Annotated in this window: 21 protein-coding genes and 1 pseudogene; 9 read left to right on the forward strand and 13 right to left on the reverse strand. The window is 65.8% G+C overall.

Translation table 11 applies throughout. From position 1 onward, the window contains the following. Window positions 1-15: 15 nt before the first annotated feature. Entirely contained in the window at window positions 16-525 is a 510-nt protein-coding gene (locus AB0B25_RS03545) for a putative immunity protein (RefSeq protein ID WP_357174040.1), read from the reverse strand. Beyond that, window positions 522-1,124: a putative immunity protein gene (locus AB0B25_RS03550; RefSeq protein WP_357174042.1), complete on the reverse strand. Its 603-nt coding sequence runs from the start codon at window positions 1,122-1,124 to the stop codon at window positions 522-524. Before AB0B25_RS03550 ends, AB0B25_RS03545 begins: the two co-directional genes overlap by 4 nt. An 87-nt stretch (window positions 1,125-1,211) precedes the next feature. On the opposite strand from AB0B25_RS03550, the gene AB0B25_RS03555 reads away from it, so the two are divergent. From AB0B25_RS03555 to AB0B25_RS03565, 3 genes are all read left to right on the forward strand, one after another. Continuing rightward, the gene (locus AB0B25_RS03555) at window positions 1,212-1,418 is read left to right on the forward strand and encodes a hypothetical protein (RefSeq protein WP_357174045.1); all 207 of its coding nucleotides are present in this window, start codon (window positions 1,212-1,214) and stop codon (window positions 1,416-1,418) included. Window positions 1,419-1,903: 485 nt separating this feature from the next. Further along, window positions 1,904-2,896, forward strand: coding sequence for an ATP-binding cassette domain-containing protein (locus tag AB0B25_RS03560; RefSeq protein WP_357174048.1), 993 nt, complete (start codon window positions 1,904-1,906; stop codon window positions 2,894-2,896). Continuing rightward, window positions 2,893-3,732: an ABC transporter permease gene (locus tag AB0B25_RS03565; protein WP_357174051.1), complete on the forward strand. Its 840-nt coding sequence runs from the start codon at window positions 2,893-2,895 to the stop codon at window positions 3,730-3,732. Before AB0B25_RS03560 ends, AB0B25_RS03565 begins: the two co-directional genes overlap by 4 nt. A 105-nt stretch (window positions 3,733-3,837) precedes the next feature. On the opposite strand, the gene AB0B25_RS03570 is transcribed toward AB0B25_RS03565, so the two are convergent. Continuing rightward, window positions 3,838-7,203 (reverse strand): BTAD domain-containing putative transcriptional regulator, encoded by a 3,366-nt coding sequence (locus AB0B25_RS03570; RefSeq protein WP_357174054.1) that lies wholly within the window; start codon window positions 7,201-7,203, stop codon window positions 3,838-3,840. Between the two features lie 131 nt (window positions 7,204-7,334). Between AB0B25_RS03570 and AB0B25_RS03575 the strand changes: the two genes are divergently transcribed. Both AB0B25_RS03575 and AB0B25_RS03580 read left to right on the forward strand, forming a co-directional pair. Continuing rightward, window positions 7,335-7,802: an SRPBCC family protein gene (locus AB0B25_RS03575; RefSeq protein WP_357174057.1), complete on the forward strand. Its 468-nt coding sequence runs from the start codon at window positions 7,335-7,337 to the stop codon at window positions 7,800-7,802. 27 nt (window positions 7,803-7,829) lie between these two features. Further along, complete coding sequence (locus AB0B25_RS03580) at window positions 7,830-8,699, forward strand: 1,4-dihydroxy-2-naphthoate polyprenyltransferase (RefSeq protein WP_357174060.1); 870 nt, start codon at window positions 7,830-7,832, stop codon at window positions 8,697-8,699. Window positions 8,700-8,716: 17 nt separating this feature from the next. On the opposite strand, the gene AB0B25_RS03585 is transcribed toward AB0B25_RS03580, so the two are convergent. The 5 genes from AB0B25_RS03585 to AB0B25_RS03605 form a co-directional block, all read right to left on the reverse strand. After that, window positions 8,717-9,103: a phage holin family protein gene (locus tag AB0B25_RS03585; RefSeq protein ID WP_357174063.1), complete on the reverse strand. Its 387-nt coding sequence runs from the start codon at window positions 9,101-9,103 to the stop codon at window positions 8,717-8,719. A gap of 74 nt (window positions 9,104-9,177) precedes the next feature. Further along, the gene (locus AB0B25_RS03590; protein ID WP_357174066.1) at window positions 9,178-9,759 is read right to left on the reverse strand and encodes a Clp protease N-terminal domain-containing protein; all 582 of its coding nucleotides are present in this window, start codon (window positions 9,757-9,759) and stop codon (window positions 9,178-9,180) included. Next, window positions 9,759-9,980 (reverse strand): HTH domain-containing protein, encoded by a 222-nt coding sequence (locus tag AB0B25_RS03595; protein ID WP_357174069.1) that lies wholly within the window; start codon window positions 9,978-9,980, stop codon window positions 9,759-9,761. Before AB0B25_RS03595 ends, AB0B25_RS03590 begins: the two co-directional genes overlap by 1 nt. A gap of 158 nt (window positions 9,981-10,138) precedes the next feature. Then, window positions 10,139-11,224 carry a PLP-dependent cysteine synthase family protein gene (locus AB0B25_RS03600; RefSeq protein ID WP_357174072.1) on the reverse strand — a complete coding sequence of 362 codons (1,086 nt, stop codon included), beginning with the start codon at window positions 11,222-11,224 and terminating at the stop codon, window positions 10,139-10,141. Beyond that, on the reverse strand, window positions 11,221-11,574 hold the full coding sequence (locus AB0B25_RS03605) for a DUF4229 domain-containing protein (protein WP_357174074.1): 354 nt from the start codon (window positions 11,572-11,574) through the stop codon (window positions 11,221-11,223). The genes AB0B25_RS03600 and AB0B25_RS03605 overlap by 4 nt, the downstream gene beginning before the upstream one ends. Before the next feature lie 184 nt (window positions 11,575-11,758). Between AB0B25_RS03605 and AB0B25_RS03610 the strand changes: the two genes are divergently transcribed. Both AB0B25_RS03610 and AB0B25_RS03615 read left to right on the forward strand, forming a co-directional pair. After that, window positions 11,759-11,968: a BldC family transcriptional regulator gene (locus AB0B25_RS03610; protein WP_327110406.1), complete on the forward strand. Its 210-nt coding sequence runs from the start codon at window positions 11,759-11,761 to the stop codon at window positions 11,966-11,968. 118 nt (window positions 11,969-12,086) lie between these two features. After that, a complete protein-coding gene (locus AB0B25_RS03615; protein ID WP_357174174.1) occupies window positions 12,087-12,293 on the forward strand; it encodes a hypothetical protein in 207 nt (68 codons plus the stop codon). A gap of 329 nt (window positions 12,294-12,622) precedes the next feature. On the opposite strand, the gene AB0B25_RS03620 is transcribed toward AB0B25_RS03615, so the two are convergent. Next, a complete protein-coding gene (locus AB0B25_RS03620) occupies window positions 12,623-13,231 on the reverse strand; it encodes a hypothetical protein (protein WP_357174077.1) in 609 nt (202 codons plus the stop codon). 301 nt (window positions 13,232-13,532) lie between these two features. On the opposite strand from AB0B25_RS03620, the gene AB0B25_RS03625 reads away from it, so the two are divergent. Together AB0B25_RS03625 and AB0B25_RS03630 are read left to right on the forward strand one after the other, a co-directional pair. Further along, entirely contained in the window at window positions 13,533-14,186 is a 654-nt protein-coding gene (locus AB0B25_RS03625; protein ID WP_357174080.1) for a hypothetical protein, read from the forward strand. A 203-nt stretch (window positions 14,187-14,389) separates the two neighbouring features. Next, window positions 14,390-15,208: an alpha/beta hydrolase gene (locus AB0B25_RS03630; protein ID WP_357174083.1), complete on the forward strand. Its 819-nt coding sequence runs from the start codon at window positions 14,390-14,392 to the stop codon at window positions 15,206-15,208. 307 nt (window positions 15,209-15,515) lie between these two features. Here the strand turns inward: AB0B25_RS03630 and AB0B25_RS03635 are convergent, their stop codons facing one another. From AB0B25_RS03635 to AB0B25_RS03650, 4 genes and pseudogenes are all read right to left on the reverse strand, one after another. Then, window positions 15,516-16,790: a hypothetical protein gene (locus tag AB0B25_RS03635; RefSeq protein ID WP_357174086.1), complete on the reverse strand. Its 1,275-nt coding sequence runs from the start codon at window positions 16,788-16,790 to the stop codon at window positions 15,516-15,518. A 751-nt stretch (window positions 16,791-17,541) separates the two neighbouring features. Then, window positions 17,542-18,819: an ATP-grasp domain-containing protein gene (locus AB0B25_RS03640; protein ID WP_357174089.1), complete on the reverse strand. Its 1,278-nt coding sequence runs from the start codon at window positions 18,817-18,819 to the stop codon at window positions 17,542-17,544. Window positions 18,820-18,875: 56 nt separating this feature from the next. Next, window positions 18,876-20,066, reverse strand: coding sequence for a hypothetical protein (locus tag AB0B25_RS03645; RefSeq protein WP_357174092.1), 1,191 nt, complete (start codon window positions 20,064-20,066; stop codon window positions 18,876-18,878). 938 nt (window positions 20,067-21,004) lie between these two features. Continuing rightward, window positions 21,005-21,265, reverse strand: a pseudogene (locus AB0B25_RS03650) (hypothetical protein); the annotation flags it as partial.

Raw genomic sequence — 21,265 nt, forward strand, 5'->3', positions numbered from 1 at the left:
TCCGCAACGACAGTCTCAGTCGGAGAAGGCTGACCAGCAGATGCTGTTGCGCCGGAATTGGTCGTCGAGGACAAGCCTGCGGACCGGATCGGGAAGCTGATCGCGTTGCCAATCACGCTCGATCCGGCCGGCCTGGGAATTGTCAGGGTGTGCGCTTCGAACTGCTTTGATCGCGTATGCAGCGGCGCCGAGATCGTGTTCGGCGACATGTCCGACGCAGGCGGCCTGTCCGGCCGAGTAGGCGGTGAAGCGGGCGGCCCCGACAAGGGCCCGGGCAGCGCCCATCGCGTGTCCACCGGTCGCGCGCGCCTGCATCATCGGCATATCGCCGCGCGCCCACGCTCGGGCGGCCGCGATCGCGTCTCGTGGCCGTGGATCGTCGGGCCGCTCGCGCTCGAAATAGCCCAGAACATGTTCCGCGCACACCGCTGCCCACAGCGCGAGCAACCGATGGTCGGCATCGGTCAGCGAGCCGCCCCGACGAATGGTCACCATGCGGGGATCGCGGACCTTGGGCAGGATCATCGCCACTCCAACGCTCGGTCGTGTCGCTCGAGCGGGATCGGCGACTGATCTCGCAGCTTGGCGTCGAGTTCGTGCACGAGTCGGCTGATCCTGTTCGTGCCGGCGCCGATCCTCGGGTAACGATGGAGGATGTCGATCACCACCGGGGTTGCGAGGTTTGCGATGCGCTCGACCGAGTTGCCCGCAGCCCCGCTCGGGCACATCTCGAAGACGCGGATGGTATGCGCCGATGCGCGCAGGATGTGGTTGACCTGGACTGCCTCTGCCAGTGGATGCAGGTACGCCGACGCGGCGGCATCTCCCGCTGCCATCGCGGCGTGGAAGGCGAGCCGCGACGGTGATTCCTTCGCGGCGCGGTGGGCGGCCGGCGCGGTCACCCGCTGTGCGCGGGACCGGCGGTCTCCCTCGACAAAAGCAGTGGCGGCCTCGAGCGCCGCACGAGGTCTGCTGTCGTGGGGGCGGTGCGCCTCGAAGAGCGGGAGCGCTCGCTCAGCTGAGGCCACGGCAAAGGCAGTCACCGCCCTCAGCTCGTCCATTGTCAACGTGAAGTCTGGAGTACGCGGCTCGCGCCGGGTGGGATGCTCAGGCTGGATGTTCACACCCTCTGATTGTAACTTTGAACTGTCGGTTGAATGTCTCGGTCGTTGTACAAGCGCCCGCACTGGAGAACCGTCAAAGAGGGAGGAATGCTGCCGCTGGATCTGGCACAAGCAGGAACTCCGTCCCAGCAGACGGTGCGCGACTACGAAGAGGCTGGCATTCCGCCGCCCGCCACACGTCTGGCCAACGGCTACCGCGAGACGCACCTCGCCGCGCTCAATGCCGTCGTCGCGCTCGCTGCGCTACGGCCCTATCTGCCTCCATACCTGACGCATCAGGCGAACCAGCCGTAAAAGCAAGCCTCGCAGCCCAAAACAGCCGGACGACGGTCTGTAGAGCCGGTCCGCCGCTCAACCGACCGGCCGTCTGTCCACACCGCAACATCGCCGATACCGGTCAGACGAGTGTCCTCTGCCGACCCTCTTACCCCGCATCAACCAGACATCAACCGCAGAAGCAGTCGCGCCCGACTGCGACCCACACACCACAAACGTCACCACATCGGCCCACCCCCACTTCCGAACGGAGCAACACCAACCATTCCTCGTTCACAGCCGAGCGCACGTCCACGCGACCACACCTCCCGCCACGAAGTCACCAACAGAAACCACGACCAACCACTCCCAAGCAACCACATCGGCCCAACCCCCACCTCCGAGCGAAGCGAGACCGAGCATTCCCCGTTCGCGGCCCGGTTCGCGTACACGCAGCGCCGCAGGCGCTGCCAAAGACAGAGCCATGCAAGGGCGACGCAAGTCAGGGCCGCCACAGTCATGGCATGACTTCTTTCGCACCAACCGCAGCGCTCGCCGTCGAGGCGGACGGCCTGGTCAAGGTGTTCGGTGAACAGCGAGCCGTGGACGGGGTGAGCCTGGCGGTGCCGCAGGGCTCGGTCTACGGTGTGCTCGGACCGAACGGCGCGGGTAAGACGACGACCATTCGCATGCTCGCGACGCTGTTGCGCCCGGACGGCGGCCTCGGCCGGATCTTCGGCCACGACGTGGTCGAGGAGCCGACGGCCGTTCGGTCCTTGATCGGCGTCACCGGCCAGTACGCCTCGGTCGACGAGGATCTCAGCGCCACGGAGAACCTGATCGTCTTCTCTCGTCTACTCGGCCTGAGCCGGACCGATGCCCGACGCAAGGCGATCGAGCTGTTGGAGGAGTTCGACCTCACCGAGGCGGCGAACAAGTCGCTGCGGAACTTCTCCGGCGGCATGCGGCGCCGGCTCGACCTTGCCGCCAGCCTGATCGCGACTCCGCCGCTGCTGTTCCTCGACGAGCCGACCACCGGCCTGGATCCGCGTACCCGCGCCCAGATGTGGGAGACCATCCGTCGGCTGGTCCGCGAGGGCGCCACCGTACTGCTCACCACGCAATATCTGGATGAGGCCGACCAGCTGGCCGACCGGATCGCGGTGATCGACCACGGGAGGGTGATCGCCGACGGCACCGCCGACGAACTCAAGGCATCGGTGGGTGGTTCCTCGCTGCATCTGACCCTGGTCGATCGCGGCCAACTCGACGAGGCGCGCCGGATCGTCGGCGATTTCCTCGGCACCGAGGCGCAGGTCACCGCGGAGGCGGGCCGGCTGACCGCCCCGCTGTCCGACGCGAGCGTAACCGCTGATCTGTTGATTCGCCTGCGCGAGTGGGAGATCGAGGTCGACGAGATCACGGTGAGCAAACCGAGCCTCGACGAGGTCTTTCTCACCATCACCGGCCACCCGGCCGAAGACGGCACCGACGAATCCGAAAGGAGCGCGGCATGACCACGCTCACCGCGACCGACACTACGGCACGCCATGCGGCACCCACGCCGATTCCCGACGTGCGCAACCGTATTCCGGTCGGGCAGGCGGTGGCGAACTCGTTCACCATGGCCTACCGCGGCCTGCTGAAGATCAAGCACAAACCGGAACAACTGTTCGATGTGACGGTGCAGCCCATCCTGTTCACCGCGCTGTTCGCCTACATCTTCGGCGGCGCGATCGGCGGTAGCGTGCGTGACTACCTGCCGATCCTGATCCCCGGCATCTTGGTGCAGACCGTCGTGCTCACGTCGGTCGTCACCGGCACCCAGTTGCGCGAGGATATGGACAAAGGCGTGTTCGACCGGTTCAAATCCCTTCCGATCGCGCGCATTTCCGCCCTGGCCGGAGCGCTGATCGCGGACATGGTGCGCTACGTGATCGCGACGGTGCTGACCATCCTCGTCGGGCTGTGCATCGGCTACCGACCTGCTGGCGGTGTGGTGGGCGTGGTCGCGGCGGGCCTGGTCATCGTGGCCTGCTCATTCGCGATCAGTTGGATTTGGGCGCTGGTCGGCGTCACCGGCAAGAGCGCGGCGGGCGTGCAGGGCATCTCGATGATGATCATGTTTCCATTGACTTTCATGTCCGGCGCCTTTGCTCTGGTGACCACGATGCCGGGCTGGATGCAGGGGCTCAATCACGCGAATCCGGTGTACTACATGGTGAACGTGTGCCGGGCGCTGATGAACGGCGGCGAGTATGGCGGCGACCTGGCCTGGTCGCTGATCGGCGCGGTGGTCGTCATCGCGATCTTCGCCCCGCTGACTGTCAAGGCGTACATGCGGCGGGCGTGAAGCACAAGGTGGTACGTCGGGTGGCATCAGGTCACCCGGCGTATCGTCGTCGACTCCGGTGGGGCAAGCCGTGGACGGTGTCGCGGGAGCGCTCCCCGGGAGGCGTCAGCGGGATGTGTTCAGCTCATCGAGTATCCGCATGATGCGCTGGGCGGAGTCCCTGCGGCGAAGGTGGGCGACCCGGGCGCGCGCCTGGGCCGCCCGGCCGGCACCGAGGACCGCGTCCGCCGCGTCCGCGTGCCTGGTCCAGCGCATCGAGGGAAAGTCCTGGCGGCAGTGGATATTCGGGGCCAGCGAGAGCAGTTCGAGACCGCGCGCCACCTCCCGGCCGGTGGCGATCAGATACGAACCGATCGCACAGGCGACGGCACCGATCTGCGGCAGGTCCTCGAACGGCGACATTATCGGCGGTGTGATCTCGATCAGTTGCGCTGCCAGCGTCGCGGCGGAGTCGGTCGCGCCGTGCAGCACTTGTGCGTCCAATGCGGCGGAGGCGAACATCAGTGGGCCTGGTCCTGGGCCCAACGAGCTGTCCGGCCAACCGCACAGGTCGAGCGCGCGCTGGTAGCGACGCAATCCCCCCTCGATGTCGCCCTCCGCGAACGCTACCTCGGCCGAACTCTGCACGACGGTGGCCAGTAGCCGGTTCTGCCCGCCGATGGAGCTCTCGATATCCACCGTGGCGAGCGCGAGGTCGAGTTCGTGCGCCGCCTGCTCGAGTTCGCCGATGCCGACCAGCGACGCAATCAGCAGGCAGCGGGTCTCCACGGTATCCTCGTACGCGCCGAGTTGCAGGAGTGTTTCCAGCGAACGGCGATAATACGTCACCGATTCCGCATAGTGCGCGATCTGGCCACATACTTGGCCGAGATGCCTGCACACCATGGCCGTGTTCCAGGCCTTGTCATGCCCGAAGAGTTCGAGCGCTCGGGTCGCGTCGACGGTGGAGCCGCGCACGTCGCCGAGGTTCTCACGGATGTTGGCGCGCAACAACAGTGCGGTCGCACGGGTCTGCGGATCGTTCGATCGGATGGCATCGGCGATCAGTCTGCCGAAGCCCGCTCCGTCGGCTCGGACGAGGAGGACTCGGCCGATGAAGAGGTTGCTCTCGATGAGGTCGCTGCGGCTGCGCAGTAATCGACGCACGCGCAGGCGCAGCCGCGCGAGGACGCGCGCCTTGCCACCGGCATACGCGAGGTGCACGAACATCATCTGATAGGTGGTGAGCACAAGATCAGGGGACGGCGCGTCGGCGCCCACGTAACGCGGTTCCAGATCGATGACTCGCGCGGCCCAGCTGATCACCTCGGTGTGCGAGCCGCGAATCGCCCACAGCACGGAGACGATCGGAAAAACCGTGTACGCCGTTGTCGCGTCCCGCCGTTCGACCGCGCAGCGTAACGCCGCGAGCAGGTTGTCCAGCTCCGTCGCGACCGAGAGCGCCCACTCGACCTGGTCACCGGTCAGGTATCGGTGCGCGGCGTTGTCGGCGTAGTCCTTGGCCCACCGCATCACCGCGGTGTCGACCGATTGCGCCTCGCCGTCGCTGCGTGTCAGCTGCTCCTCGCCGTACTCCCGCACGGTCTCCAGCATCCGGTACCGGGTGCCGAGCGCTTCGTGGTCCAGCACGGTGAGCAGCGACTGGTTGACCAGCCCGTCGACCGCCGCTGCGACGTCGTCCACCGTTGTCCCGCCCGCTACCGCCTCGGCGGCCGCCAGCGTGAAACCGGCCGGGAACCGGCATAATCGGCGCAGCGCCACCTGCTGCGGAGTGTCGAGCAGGTTCCAGCTCCAGTCGATCACCGCGTGCAGCGTGCGATGCCGTTCCGGCGAGCTGCGGTCGCCGTGGCGCAGCAATGCGAACCGATCGGCCAGCCGCTCGGTGATCTCCTCGACGCTCATCACTCGCACTCGGGCGGCGGCCAGCTCGATGGCCAATGGCAGTCCGTCGAGGGTGTGGCAGAGGCGGGCGACGACGTCCGGGTCCAGCCGGACCCCAGGGCGTACTGCCTTGGCTCGCGCCGCGAACAGTTCGGTCGCGGGCGAACCCGCCGGGTCGATCGTCAGGGGCGGCAGCGGGTACACGGTCTCGGCGGTGATCATCAGCGGCGCCCGGCTGGTGGCGAGTACGGTCAGACGATCCGCGCTGCCGATCAGATCGGCGACCACGACGGCAACGGCGTCGATCAGGTGCTCACAGTTGTCCAGGATGAGCAACATCGAGCGGGCCGACACCGCATCGCGCAGACGCTGCCTGGCGTCGGGGGTTTGCCGGGTACGCAGCGTGGCGGTGTCGAAGCTGACATCGCCCAAGCCGAGCACCCCGGCGATCGCCGCTTCGATCTCGATTCTGGCTTCCGTGCCGTCCGCGCGCACCGAGGCCAGTTCGACAAGCACCACCGGACGGGTGCCCGCCACGCGTGCACCGATCTCGTTGGCGACCCTGGTCTTTCCCGCGCCGCCCGGGCCGAGCACGGTGAGCACCCGAGAACCTTGCAGTAGCTGCGCGATCGCGCCGAGATCGGCTTCCCGGCCGAGTAGCGCATTGGGCGCGGCACGCAGACCGATCGAGACGGCTTGCTGGAATTCCGCTGCGGCGGCGGAATTTTCGTCCGAGCGCAGTTCGCCGGACAGGTAAGTGATCCGGGAGACGCCGGTGGCGTGCGATGCCGGTGCCCGGACGGGCGCGGGCTGCGGCGCGACGTTCGCGTGGCCCACCGGCTCCCCCCGCAAGATCGCGGTGTTCAACGCGACGAGCGCCGATCCCGGGTCCGTACCGAGCTGCTCGGCCAGCCGGGAACGGAAGGCCGCGAAGGACTCCAGCGCCTCGTTGGCACGGTCGGCGCCGACGAGCAGACGCATCAGGGTCTGCTGGGCGGGCTCGTCCAGCGGGTCAACGGCGGCGCGGTGACGGGCGAGGCGTAGCGCGCCGTCGACGTCGCCGACAGACTCCCGCGCCGCCAGCTCGAGGGCGTCGATTTCGGCGAGTCGATGCGCGGCGGCGGCGCGCAATTCGTCGGCGAGATCACCGGAGGGCAGATCGGCGCCGGGTTCGCCACGCCACAGCGCCCGCGCATGCCGTACAGCCGTCAGGCACCCGGCGAAATCACCCATCGCGCGGCGGCGGCCCGCTTCCCGCGCCAGCTCGCCGGCAAGGGTCAGATCGACCCGACCGGCGCCGAGGGTCAACCGGTAGCCCGCGGGGCCGATCTCCAACGCACCGTCGGGCAGGGCGGACCGCAGCCGGGAGACCTGCGTGTGCAGCGCATTCATCGGCGCCCGCGGCGGCTGCTCACCCCAGACCTCGGTGATCAGGGCCTGCGCGCCGCGGCTACGACCGGGTCGCAGCGCGAGCGCCGCGAGCAGCAGCCGGGACCGGGCGCCCGGCAGCGGTGTGAGCACGCCGTCTCGCTGCAGCGCGACCTCGCCCAGCAGGGCCACTACGACCGATTCGCCTGCGGGCGCCGTCACTGCTCGACTGTGGCCGTTCGGGCCCCTCTGATCCGGAAACATCCCGCGGCCATCGTATGCGAGCTGGGCTGATCGGGCCGACACGATTTCTGTGTCCCCTTTCCTGGTGGTCGGTCGCTTAGGCTGACCGCATGGCTGAGTTCGAAGTGGTCCGTTCGGCCGTGATCACGGCCGAACCCACCCGAGTGCGCAAACTGATCGACGATTTTCACGAGTGGACCAAGTGGTCGCCGTGGGAAGACCTCGACCCGCAGATACAGCGCAGCTATTCCGGCGCCGCCTCCGGTGTGGGCGCGCGCTATGCCTGGAGCGGAAACCGCAAGGCCGGCGCGGGCAGCATGGAGATCGTCGCGAGTGCCGAACACGAGATCGGCGTCCGCCTGAGATTCCTGAAACCGATGAAAGCCACCAATCAGGTGACCTTCACCCTCGACCCGGTCGAGACCGGCACCGAGGTGACCTGGCGGATGTCCGGACAACAGTCCGGGCTGATGGGCCTGGTCGGCAAGTTCATCCCGATGGACAAACTGGTCGGCAAGGACTTCGAGAAGGGACTCGCCCGCCTGCAGCAGGCGGCGGCGTCGGCCGAAACGCCCTGAATCCGCAGCGCGCATTAGGCTGCGGAGATGGCTACTGCAGCGCAATGGATCGAGGGCGCGCGACCGCGTACCCTGCCGAATGCGATCGCCCCGGTGCTCGCCGGGACCGGCGCTGCCGCGTCCGTCGGCGGCGCGGTGTGGTGGAAAGCGATTCTCGCGCTGCTTGTTTCGCTGGCGCTGATCATCGGCGTCAACTACGCCAACGACTACTCCGACGGTATCCGCGGCACCGATGACGTCCGGGTCGGCCCGCTGCGGCTGGTGGGGCAGAAACTGGCTTCGCCCGCCGCGGTGAAGAGCGCCGCGATCGTCAGTCTCGCCATCGGTGCGGTCTTCGGCCTGGTACTCGTGTGCACGAGCGCGTGGTGGTTGCTGCTCGTCGGCGTGGCCTGTCTGGCCGGTGCCTGGTATTACACCGGAGGAAGCAAGCCGTACGGCTACAGCGGCTTCGGCGAAGTGGCGGTCTTCGTCTTCTTCGGTCTGGTCGGCGTGCTCGGTACCCAGTTCGTGCAGGCCACGTCGATCGACTGGGTCGGCGGGCTGCTCGCGGTCTCGGTGGGCGCGTTCTCCAGTGCCGTACTCGTCGCCAACAACCTGCGCGATATCCCGACCGACACCGAGTCCGGGAAGGTCACCCTCGCGGTGAAGCTCGGTGATACGCGCACCCGCACGCTGCACCTCGCGTTGCTCGCGGTGCCGTTCCTCGCGACGACGATCCTGGTGGCCCGCACCCCGTGGGCGCTGGTCGGCCTGGTCGCCGTGCCGCTGGCGGTACGCGCCAACACGCCGGTGCGCCACGGTAAGGGCGGACTCGAGCTGATTCCCGCTCTGCGGGATTCCGGCCTCACACTGCTGGTCTGGTCGGCGGTCACCGCGCTGGCGGTCGGACTCGGCTAGCGAGCCCGCGCCGGTTCCTAGTCGCCGTCCGGGACCAAGATGCCGAGTACCCAGTTGACGATCGAGACAATGATGCCGCCGAGTACCGCGGCCCAGAAACCCTCGACTCGCAGCCCGTAGTCGCTGAACGCCTTGGTGATCTCCGCGGTGAGCCAGAGCATGAGCGCGTTGATCACCAGCAGGAACAGCCCCACCGTCACGATCACCAGGGGCAACGACAGCAGTTTGACAATCGGCTTGACCAGCGCGTTCACCACCGTGAACACCACGGCCACGAGGAGCACGACGACGACCTTGGCGCCGGTGCCTTGGTCGGCGGGGCTGACGATGTCGATATTGGTGACCCAGGTGGCGGCCAGCCAGATGGCCACCGCGTTGATGATCAACCGAATCAGAAGCTGCATGGGCCAATGCTAGGCCCGCGAGGCGGACATGTGCTGCCGGAAAACGTATATCGCGACAGCACATCGCCCCGCGCTCACGCGGCACGGTCCAGGATCGCGTGCACCTTCGGACGCAAGTCGTCGATCACGCTGGAGCCGCCGAACAGGCGCACCGTGATCTGATTGGGCGCCCGCAGGATCCCCAGCAGGACATGCCCGGATTCGATGGACTTGTCCTTGCGGCCGAGCGCCTCGCGCAGTGCGAGTTCGAGCACTTTCTTCGCGTCCTTGCCGAACGGGATGTGCCCGAAGTCGCCGCCGCGCCCCCACCCGAATGGCCCGCGCCGGGGTTCGGGCAGCGCGCGATCGAGTGCGTCCTCGCCGAATTCGGCCTCCAGCGACTCGCGCACGGCATCGAGATCGATGCCGATGGAGCGCAGGGCTTCGGCGTCTTCCGCACCGAGCGGTTCTCCTTTCCCCTGGGCGGCCAGCGTGTTCAGTACGCTCTCGTGGGTCAGCCCGGCCTCGCCGAGCAGCGCCTTCAGCTCCGAGTCGCCGTGCGAGAGCAGCCCGAGCAGCACATGCTCGACATCGATATTCGGCGCCCGCAGCCCCCGTGCGTCCTCTTGGGCGACGACGACAGTCGCCCGCGCCGACCTACTGAACCGTTCGAACATCAGCGGCTCCTGCCTCTCCGGTGGTACTTCTGGTGGACCGCCTGCCTGCTGACCTCGAGCGCCTCCGCGATCGCTTGCCACGACCAGCCCTGTTGGCGGGCGTTGGCCACCTGAATCGCCTCGAGACGTTCGAGCAGCCGACGCAGCGCGAGCACCGCGCGCAGCCCGACCTTGGGGTCGGGACTGCCTGCGGCGGCCGCCAGGGTGGTTGCTTCCGTCATACCGTCAATCTTGATTGACACCACCGAACGATGTCAACAAAGATTGACGAACCGAGCGGCGCGGAAGCCCGAATCCACTACCGGAGAACGAACGACACCGAGTCGTCAGCCAGATCCGCCAGGCGCCCATACACCGGGCGCGGCACCGGGTATTCCGTTCAGCCTTCCCAGATTCCGGTCGCCATGAACTGGTCCAGGATCGCGGTGGGCTCAGCGAGACTCAACCCCCGCGATGCGACCCAGGCGTCATCGAAATACGTTCCCGCATAACGATCCCCGCCGTCACAGAGCAAAGTGACCACGCTACCGCTGCACTTCTCGGCGATCATCTCCGCGACGAGGGCGAACGCGCCGCACAGGTTGGTGCCGGTCGATCCGCCGACCCGCCGGCCGAGCCGCACGCCGGCATGCCGGGCGGCCGCGATGGAGGCCGCGTCTGGCACCTCGAACATCCGATCCACCACCTGACCGACGAACGACGGTTCCACCCGGGGGCGGCCGATGCCCTCGATCCGCGAGGACATCCCGGTCCGATAGTCCTGATCCGCGCTCTCGTAGCCACCGAAAAACGCAGAGTTCTCCGGATCGACCACCGCCAACTTTGTCGCATGCCGGCGATACCGGATGTAGCGGCCGATCGTGGCACTCGTACCGCCGGTCCCCGCACCGACCACGATCCATTCCGGCACCGGATGGGTCTCCAACGCCATCTGCTCGAAGATCGACTCAGCGATGTTGTTGTTGCCGCGCCAGTCGGTGGCGCGCTCGGCGTGCGTGAACTGATCCATGTAGTGACCACCACACTCGGCGGCCAGCCGCGCCGCCTCGGTGTACATATCCGGCGGGCGCTGCACGAAATGACAACGCCCACCCTGCGCTTCGATCAGCGCGACCTTCTGCGGCGACGTACTCGCCGGCATCACCGCGACGAAGTCCAGGCCGAGCAGCTTCGCGAAGTATGCCTCACTGACCGCCGTCGATCCGGAGGACGCCTCCACCACGGTGGTGCCCTCGGTGACCCAGCCATTGCAGATCGCGTACAGAAACAGCGAGCGGGCCAGCCGATGCTTGAGGCTGCCGGTGATGTGCGTGGACTCGTCCTTCAGGTACAACTGGACGTTCCACTCGACCGGTAGTGGGTAGCGCAGCAGGTGCGTGTCGGCGCTGCGCTGGGTGTCGGCGTCGATCAGTCGGACCGCGTTGTCGACCCAGTGTCGCGGCGTGCTGCGGTCGCAGGATTTCACGAGGACGCCCCGGAGTCCTCCGGGTTCTCGCCGCGCAGCCGCGCGCGCAACTGCGCTTTGTCCTTGCGGCGACGCTCGTCCACCAGGGCGATGTCCTCGTTGACCCTGGCGCGCAGCCGCTTGAACAGCGTCAGCGACAGCGGCATCGCGATGATCAGCGCGAACAGCGCGGCGACTACCAACGGAATGTCCACCGACACCAGCCGCGCGGCCAGCACGATCACGGCCGTGATCACTATGACGAGAGCCAGCCTGGCGAGCGTGTAGAGCGCCAGATCGCGAATCAGCCGACGGCCCGCGCCAGCAGTTTGCTGCCCGGGAACACCTTCCGGTGGAGTTGCTTCACGCACACCTGTCAGCCTATGCGAAGCTGTTGCCCACCCCTGGTGCGATCCCGCTGTCGGGGGTGCGGCGCACATCCGTTTTGTCTATTACCTCCCCTTTACCAACTGTAGGTGGTTCGAGTACCTAGGGGTTTCAGTGCGACGATGGCGCCATCTGATGAGGGAACTGTCGAGAACGGAGAGGTTTGCTATGACTGCGATCACCGTCGGCGGCCAGGACACCCTGCTGACACCGGGCCAGGTTGCTGCCCTGTTTCACGTCGACCCGAAAACCGTGACGCGCTGGGCGCATGCCGGGCGCCTCGGGTCTCTACGCACACCGGGCGGTCATCGCCGGTTCCGCGAATCAGAAGTACTCCAGCTGCTGCAGTCGCTCACCACCGAGGCGACCGCACACTGATCGCAGGACGCGCGGGCCCGGCGCGTTCGGGCCCGCGCGGGCCCGCGGACAGAATTACCTGTGCGCGGTGTGCGGGATTCACGGACGCGGCTACCCTCGATATCAGGAGGTGAGCGACGTGATGTACCTGTTGGCACTCATCGCAGTCGTAACGATCGCGGTGTTGTGCTGGAAGGCGTACGGCCCCGAGAAAGCTGGACGCACCACCCCGCAAGCGCATTCACCGCGTCGTCGGCGCGCTATCGGGCCTGACGACGACCCGGAGTTTCTTTGGCGGCTATCCCGCCAGCACCGCGACGGCGAGTCCGGCCCAGCCGACCGCTGACGCGGCTGCTTGCCTTACCTCCGTAGACGCGCGGTCCGAGCGGACCGGCCGACGTCGAGATTTCGTGCCACGGCACCTGCTCGGCGGCTGCGGTATCGCGGGTATCGCGCACGCACGCCTGTTGCCGAGCCCGGATTCCGGACGATGCGACCCGCCTGATGGCGAGTCGGTACTTTTCCGTGGCCGATAGCCGGCCACCCATCGGGACGCACCTGCCGGTTACACAGCAGACGCCGCGACGACGATCAGAGTGATTTTCACCACTATCCACCCGGTCGGACGGGCAGGCGCGCTGCGGTGCGCCTGCCCCTCACGCGAGCGACCGCCGATCAGGGCTCGCCGTTGACGACCGCCATCAGAGCGTCCATGAACGGCTGGCCGCCCATGATGTATCCACCCGCGATCGCACCGACGACCAGGCCGATCGGTCCGGTGATGATGCTGAAGAAGCCGAGACCGATCAGCGCACCGAGCAGCCCGCCGAGCAGCCCGCCGACGACCACGCCCGCGACGTTCTTGTTGAGTTCGGCCATCAGCCGGTTCATCGAGCTGATCGGCTGCATCTCGCCGATTTCCTTCGCGTCCGCGACCGGCGTGAGCGCGAGCCGTGTTCCGTTGTCACTGATCTCGTGCGCGACCGGCAACTTGCTGCCGGAAACCTCGTAGGTCAGCGGGACTTCGGCGACGACGGCGCCGGTGTCGGACGTGAGCGCGATCTTGGCGCCGTTGTCGACGACCGCGAACGTGCCGTGCTCGATGGAGGTGGTGATCGTCCCGGTCTCGTCGGAGACCGTGGTGTGATAGCCGACGCCCTGATCGACGCCGGTCGAGACCATCTCTCGATCCGCTTGCGCGGGTTGGGAATTCGCGGTTCCCGCGGCTATACCCACCGCGGCGACCGCGCTGAATGTTATGGCGGCAATTGTGCCGAACTTCATGCTGTAATTCCTTCTCACCAAGACCCGGCGCCGGAGGCCGGATGGCGTGGACTGTACAACCCCCATACCTTGTTGCCAGACCTGGCGAACAGCCCACCGCCTCAGTAAGATTCGTTATTCGATCGTGACCGAGTCCGGGATTCGACGCGCATACGCTCCGGCAACCCCAACCGAAGAGCACATCAGCTCGACGCGGACGCGCCGAATAGTGTATGCATGGCGTGGTCTTCAATTCGCAAGACTCACAACTCGGATCTCCTCGAGGGCGAGTTCGAAGGGTTACAGCTGTGGAGGACGTGTCGTGTCGCGCCAACGTATTCGTGCCGGTATCACTCTGACGGTCTTCATAGTTGCGACCGCGCTATCGGCCGCGCTCGTGGCCTTTGCCGCGGTGTCGATGGGCGGATCCGACGAACAACCAGCACAGGCCGCCCAGACCACCAGCGCGACAACCACATCCACACCGCCGCCGCCTGCTTCCGACCTGCCCTCGTCCACCACCGAGGCTCCGCCGACCGCCACCTCGGGCCTGCGCGGCGCGGCGAACAAGAGCGCCACCACGCTCCAGGTGAACGTCGGCGATTGCGTGCGCCTCGCCGGCTCCGGCGGAATCGAGAAGTCGTCCTGCGGCGGCGCCGGCGCCACCTACAAGGTCGTCGAGAAGGCTCCGGCGAACAGCCCGTGCCCCAGCGACGCCGACCACACCTACAACGACACCCTGCAGGGCGCCGCGCAAGCCGCGCTGTGCATGGACATCGACTGGGTGGTCGGCGGCTGCATGGAGCTGATCCCCGGCAGTCCGAAACGCCTCGACTGCGCGGCCCACGGCACACCGAACGGAGTGCGCGTGGTGGAGATCAAACAGGGCACCGTCGACGTCAACTCCTGCGCCGCCAGCGACAGCGGAATCGTCTACGGGCAGCGTCATTTCATCGTCTGCGTCGCGCGCCTCTGAACGCCCCGATCAGCCCGTCGGCCAACGGCGCAGCGAGCGGCATGGTATAGACCTTCCTGCGCTGCGGACAACGATGCCGGTGCCGTCACCGACCAGGTGCACAGGGTCGAGACCACCGCCCGAGTGCATGGGCAAACACAGCGCTGCGGTGCTAGCCTGCGGTCATTGGTTGACCGAATCATCGGCCGTGAAAGCTGGAGTCAATGGCGAGCCCCACGTACATCGAACACATGATTCCGACTGTTCTCGGCACGATTCGGGTTCGGATCACCGGTTCGGGAACACCCGTACTGTGCTGGCCCAGCCTCTTGATGACCGGCGACATGTGGCTCGCCCAGGCCGAATATCTGGCCGGACAGCACACCGTGATCATGGTGGATCCGCCCGGACACGGCGGCAGCCAGCCGTTGACCGCGATGTTCGGTTTCGACGACTGTGCCCGCTGCATCGTCGATATCCTCGACGCACTTCAGATCGACGTCACGCATCTGGTCGGCAACTCTTGGGGCGGAATGATCGGCGGCACCTTCGCCGCACTTCACCCCGATCGCCTCGGACGTGCCGTGCTGATGAACTGCACCGGCTCAGCGGCGGGGGCCAGGCAGCGGATCGAATACGGAGCCTTGCTACGCCTGGCCCGGCTCCTGGGCGGATTCCGTGGGCCACTGGTCCGATCCGCAGTGCAGGCGTTCCTCGGACCTACGACGTTCCGCACGAGACCCGACGTGGTCGCCTACGTCCGCGCGACCGTGCAGGCGGTCGATTTGTCGTCGGTTTCCTTTGCCATCCGCAGCGTAGTACCGGCTCGGGTCGACCAACTCGACCTGTTCGCCACGATTTCATCCCCCGTGCTCGTTGTCGCCGGTATCGAAGACGCGACCTTTTCCGTGCCGGAGACCCGGGCAATGGCAGACGCGATACCCGGGTCGACATTCCAGGTGCTCGACGGTGTCGCACACCTTGCCGCCTTGGAGGATCCGCCCCGGGTCAACGTGTTGGTAGCGGACTTTCTGGCCGGATAGCCGCGGCAGCCCTCGGCAGACGTCGACGCACCGGATCTACAACACCGTGATCGGCATGGCCGCCCATCGCCCATCGCTCTGCTCGAGGCCACACCTGCGCCATCCTTGCCGCGGGGCCACGCAACCGCCCCGAAATTCATGTGGTTGCCGTCGCCACGGCGACCCCCATGCCGAAGGCGCGGGCACCGTTCGATACGGTCCGCGCCCTGCGGCAGATCGACAGGGATCGCGCCGCGGCGTGATCGGCGGTCGGACCGTCAAGTCGCCGACGACGAGACCGTCGGCGAGCTTTCCGGTGTTCGGCGGCTTAACCGGTGGGCTGGCCTTGCAGCTCTCCCTCGGTGGCGTCGACCAGCACCGAGGCCTCTCCGGGTTCACAGTGCAGTCGGAAATCCGCTGCGATGCGCTGGATTTCCTGTTCGACTTCGGCGCTCGTCGCGCCCGCGAACCGGAATCGGGCTCCGCACTGCTCATAGCTCGACACAGCGGGCAGCACCGAACCCGGGGCAGGGAGCACACTGACATACAGGCTGCCGCCGACCTGGTGCGACGGCTCCGAGACGGCCATGACCGTGCACGGAGCCGGAATCGACGGCTTGACGATAAGCCACCCGGCCACAGCGGAATTCGGGAGCGGATCCGACTGAGGTCGGCGGCCCAATTGAATATCGGCAATAGCGGCCATCAGGTCGTAGCCATGCACATCTCGCCACAGAAAGGGAATCTCCGCGCCGCCCGGGCGAGCGCCGATCTCCAGGAACTGGATTCGCGGTGTGCCATCCGGCTCGCGACCCAAAAAAGCCTCGAGATGAAATACCAGTGGTGACTCGCCGCTCAGCGCGGCGCACACCATACGGGTGAAGGCTTCGATATGAGCCAACACATCCGGATCGTCGATCTCCACTGCACTGAGTACGTTGTCGCGGTCGAAATCGCCGCACTTGGTCAGGTATCGCGAGGCTCGCCACGGTTGCAGGTCGTCGCCGGTCCACAGACCATCGATATGCAAGATGTCGTCCGGGCAGAACTGTTGCACCAGGCGAGGCTCGGTCGCGGACTCGGCCAACAAGGCGGCATCGGACGGCGAATGCAACTGGATCACACCTTCGCTCCCGCCACCCCATCGTGGTTTCACGATCACGGGCCAACCATGCGAGTCGGCGAACTCCAGCACTGCGGCGGTGTCAGGAGCATCAGCAAACGCAGGCAGTGGGATCCGAGCATCTGAAATAACCCCGCACATGACCAGCTTGTCGCGGAACCTGGTGACATCGCTGGGCCGATTACCGGGGATATCGAGTTCCTGGCGCAACTGCGCGGCCGGCACGAGGTCGTCCTCATGGAGGCCAACGATCCGATGGGGATGTCCGAATCGTTCGGAGAACCCGAGGACAGCCGCGCGCACCGCAGCGAAATCATCGAGGTCGACGACGGTGACGGCTGCTGCCACACTGTCCGGAACCGAAGGCCGTGCGATTTCGCGGCAGATATACGTCACGGCGTAGTGGTCGTGATCGAAATAGCGAGGGTATTCGGCGTAACGGTCACGCCAACGGTGGAGTACGACAATGTGTGGCTTCATTTCAGTCCTAGCACGCTCGAGCAGCTACTGCGATATCCCACCCGGATCAGTCTCCGATTCGGGGTTTCGACTTCATGGCCGATGTTGTTCTCAGCCTTGTCACGACCTCTGTCGGGCCGTGTTTCCAATCGTCTCTCCTTACACTGGGACCTACCTGACATGTCACACAATACGGTGGCACCACGGTCCGAAACATGGTGTGCACGCACGAAATACCTTGAGGAATGCGAGACTCCATTGTGCGGATACCACGGGCGGAATTGGCGCGCTTCACGGATTGCCGCAAACCTGCGGCGAATTATGCTCGAGCCCGTGGTCGGGTCATCCTGGAGCTCGGATCGACCGCGCCGTTGTACGGCCTCGACGCAGATATGTACGGGAGCCCAGCAGGATACCGGAAGCCCGCCCCGGCTGAATTGTCGTTTCATGACGGCCTTTTCGATACGCGCCACCACACAGCCCAGGTCTCGATCGATAACCCCTGGAGAGATCAGGCGAAATCTGATGCCGTGACGGCTATCTCGCTGCTAGCTCCGGGGCTGGTTACCGAGTTTTCCGTCACAGCATCGACAACTTCGGCGAAGGCGATCCACGACCGAGTGGTATGCATTAGTGCGTACGCCCCCGACTACCGCCGAATATCTTCTGCGCCAGCCGGTACCAAGCATCCTTCCATGTTGACCGATGGATTTCGAAATACATGGCGAACTGTGGGCAACAACAAGGGAACCAGTAGCTCGGCCACGGGGCGCTATAGCGCAACGACCGACGGAACGGACTCCGAATCTCGGTCCTGGTCGCTGGACACCTGGAGCACCAATCTCTTCTCGACGAGGTCGAGACGCTCGTAGGCTTGTGACTGGCTGTCTGCGGTGACAACCATGAAACCGATTCGAGCGGTTTCCAAATTGCCTTCCGGCGGCAGGATGACATTGTCGCCAACAGCGTGTTCCCAGCGGAACCGCTCCAACCAGGGGTACTCCAAGTCAGGCGACCCGGAGATCTCCCGTGTCGTGAGGACCCCGCTGTGCGTCGGGTACAGCATTCTGATCGCCGCGCTCTTCTGCTCTGACGGGGTCAGCTCGGGTGTCCGGCCACAGGCGATGTCCGCTGCGATGCGTGGCAAGTCGAGACCTGTGGCGAGCCGGACGAGAACACCGATCAAGTCCCCGGCGATGCGCGAGTTGACCTCGATGATCCGTGGTCCGGTGGCGGTGAGGCGCATCTCCACATGCTGTACCCCCTCTCGGACACCGAGAGCCTGCACCGCCGCTGCAGCCACCGGAGCGACCTCGGGCAGCAGTGGGTCCGCCGCAGTCACCGCCTGGCCGAGCTGTTCGAAATAGGGTGCGAAACCGAGCTCTTTGCGGACTACCGCAAGCGCTGTAGTGCGTCCCTCGATGGTGACGCATTCGACGGAGATCTCAGGCCCCGCCAGGTACTCCTCCACCAGCACGCCACTGCCTTCCCGGCCTTGTCCGGTCGCGCCGGCGGTGGTGAAACTCCATGCGGCAGGTAAGTCTTCAGCGGTGTCCACCCGGATGACACCGATGGCTCCGGCGTACGACGCAGGCTTGAGCACGATCGGATACCCGGTGTGGTCGGCCGCGGCGGCCGCGGCCACCAGACTGTCCACCGGCGTGGATTTGGCTGATGGAACGCCGTTTTCAGCGAACTTTCGCCGACTGGTGGCCTTGTCACGGGAGGCACTCATCGAGGAGATCGAATTGCCCGACAAGCCGAGATCAGCTGCCAGGGCAGCTGTCGGCACGAGCGCGAACTCGTCCCAGGTGAGCACACCGGCAATGCGGTGGCGCAAGGCTAAAGACCGCCCTGCCGCCCGGACCGAGTCAGAATCTCGGGTATCGGCGACTTCGTGGTCGACAATGAGTCGGCGTTGCCAGGTGGGCGGTTCGGCGGTGATCACCGCGATCGGATATTCCGCTGCGATCCATTCGTGACTGTACTCACGATAGAGCTGATCGGATCCGCCGACGATAATGATCAGCGACTGTGCGGTGTCGGGCATTGCGTGAACCTCGCGAACTTGTAACAAAGGGACTGAAGAACTGGTGACGTCACAGGTCAGTGTGGCCTTCGGAAACATAGCCAAAGCAGAATTGCCTGTAGAGCGGCACAGACCGGGAAGAGCAGCGTCAGGCTGCCGAATGGCACGACAGCGACCAGGACGCCGGCCAATGGCATCGGCAAAAGTACGACAAGAATGGAAGCCGACAGGATCGAGCCGAACCCCTCGGCGGGAATGAGTTGACTTCGGAGCGTGCGCAACACCACGGTCAGCGCTCCCTCCGCCGCCATGAACACCACCACCGCGATCGCATACGCCAGGAATTCGGGCACCATCGCGACAGCCAGGCAGGCCACAGTGGATACCGCGGCCGCTACCGCACCGACGACGTTCACCTGCCAGCGGTCGATAGCTCGCCGCGCTCCCCAGACCGCGAGCAGTGCCACGACTGCGACGGTGCTCCACAACATACTGACGTCGGCAGCGGAACGCTGAAACCGCACCAGCAGCAGGGCAGGTGTGGCCGCCTGCAATACCGCGCTGCTCAGGTTGCACGCGGCCAAGCCGACTACGAGCCAGAACAATGCACGACCGCGAAGTAGCGCCTGCATCCCCATACGCAGATTGCTCTGAGTGGCGGAATGCCGGGCATGGGCAAGATCGCCCGGTATTCCGATGGCCGCCGCAACCGAGAGGCCGGCGACGGCGAAAAGCACCGTCGATGTACCCGCTTGCAACAGCACACCGACGAGCAGTGGACCGGCGAGCAGTGCACCCTGATCGATTCCGGTGTTCACAGACTGTATGTGGTGGGCCTGGTGTTCGAACCTGCGACCGAACTCGGCCCCGATTGTTTCCAACGCGACAAAGGACATTTCGGCCAGCAAACCGGACACGGTTCCGAAGGCCAACACGACAGCGGTGGTCGCCGCCCCGGACGCGGGAAGGATCACCAGGCATACGCCGGCCGTGACCATACCGACGGAGCGGACGAGATTGGCGTGACGTGCCATGAGACCAGCACCCCAGCGGTCGACAAGTGAGCCGGTGAAGGTGAATGCGGCCAGCCGCGGCGTCCACTCGAGCACGAAGGCTATTCCGGTCATGCTGGTCGATCCGGTGGTCATCAATACCAGCAGCGGGATGGCAAAACTTGCCGTTGTGCTCGCCAGCGCATCAGTAGCTCGTGTGGTGTAAACACGAGTCAACGTGGCCTGCCGCGCCGGAGCGAGCTTCAGCGCATTCACTCGGGAACTCCCGGCAGGTAAACGGCACACTGCGCCGAGTAGTCGGCGTCACGGTCACGCCGACGATGAATTGCGTTAAGGTGCGGCTTCATTCCCGTTCTCTACACAAACGAACGACCCACTGCGATGTTTCGGCTCGGCTGCGATGTTTCGGCTCGCAGGAGAGTCGCGACGCTCGCCCACTCCGAAACCTCGACGGCACAGTAGACGAAGGCAGATCCTGTTGCCTCCATCGCGCGACAGACATGCGGCTGACTCGACCCGACCATGCGGTTCGCAAACGGTTGCCCTCGGCCGGCCGATGCTCGAATTTGCCTACTTCTTCCGCAGGGGCTTTGACGCGGTCATCTACACATTGAAACCAGAGTGCTTGCAGGGACTGTGGCGGAACCCATCCCCGTGATGGTCACCGGGATGGCCGGCGGGCGTGGTTCGTGTTCCGGGTTCGACTTCATCGCCAGCGATGTCGGCTCCCGTCCTCGCCATGACCTGTCACGCGGCGTGTTCGATAGCGACTCCTTGCACACCAGGCACTAGCTGACGCGTCATAGAGTACGGCAGGACGGCGATCCGCAGCATCCCCCGCGCGCACAAAATGCCGCGACGGATGACGGCCATTTTTGGGCGGAGAGCATGAAAGCCCCTGTGGCACGGAGATTGGTCGCGGTCGGTACGGCGAAAATTGCGAGGAACCGCGCGCTCAGTGTGGCGAGCGCAGCACTGCCGCACGTCGTGCCGCGAGGCCGACGACTCCGTCAGCGCGGTCACGGCAACGTGAATGCCCGGCAGCGGTAATTCAAAACCTCCTGTCGCTACCTACGGGTGTTACCGCAGCCTACATAGGTAATCGACTATCTCCACGGTAATCCGGTCGTTGCGCACAGGACCGATATCGAACCCGCGCCGGCCCCCGCACGCAGATCAGCATGACGGTAGAGCTACCGCGTTTGTTCGGGTACCGGGCTCGCGGCCCAGGGTCGGGTCGACTCTGCCCAGCGGACTGTGACGGGTGCCAGTGTGCCGGCGACGAGCAGGAGCGCGCCGATGATGTACCACCCGGGCCGACCCAGGCCGAGGCACAATCCGGTCAGCAGTACCGGTCCGACGGTTTCCGCCAAACGCAGGCCGGTGCCGAAGACGCCGAGGTATTCGCCGATCGCGTGTGGTGGAGCCAGGCTGTTCGAGACTTCGAAACCACC

Source organism: Nocardia sp. NPDC049190 (assembly GCF_040648115.1).
GTDB lineage: Bacteria > Actinomycetota > Actinomycetes > Mycobacteriales > Mycobacteriaceae > Nocardia.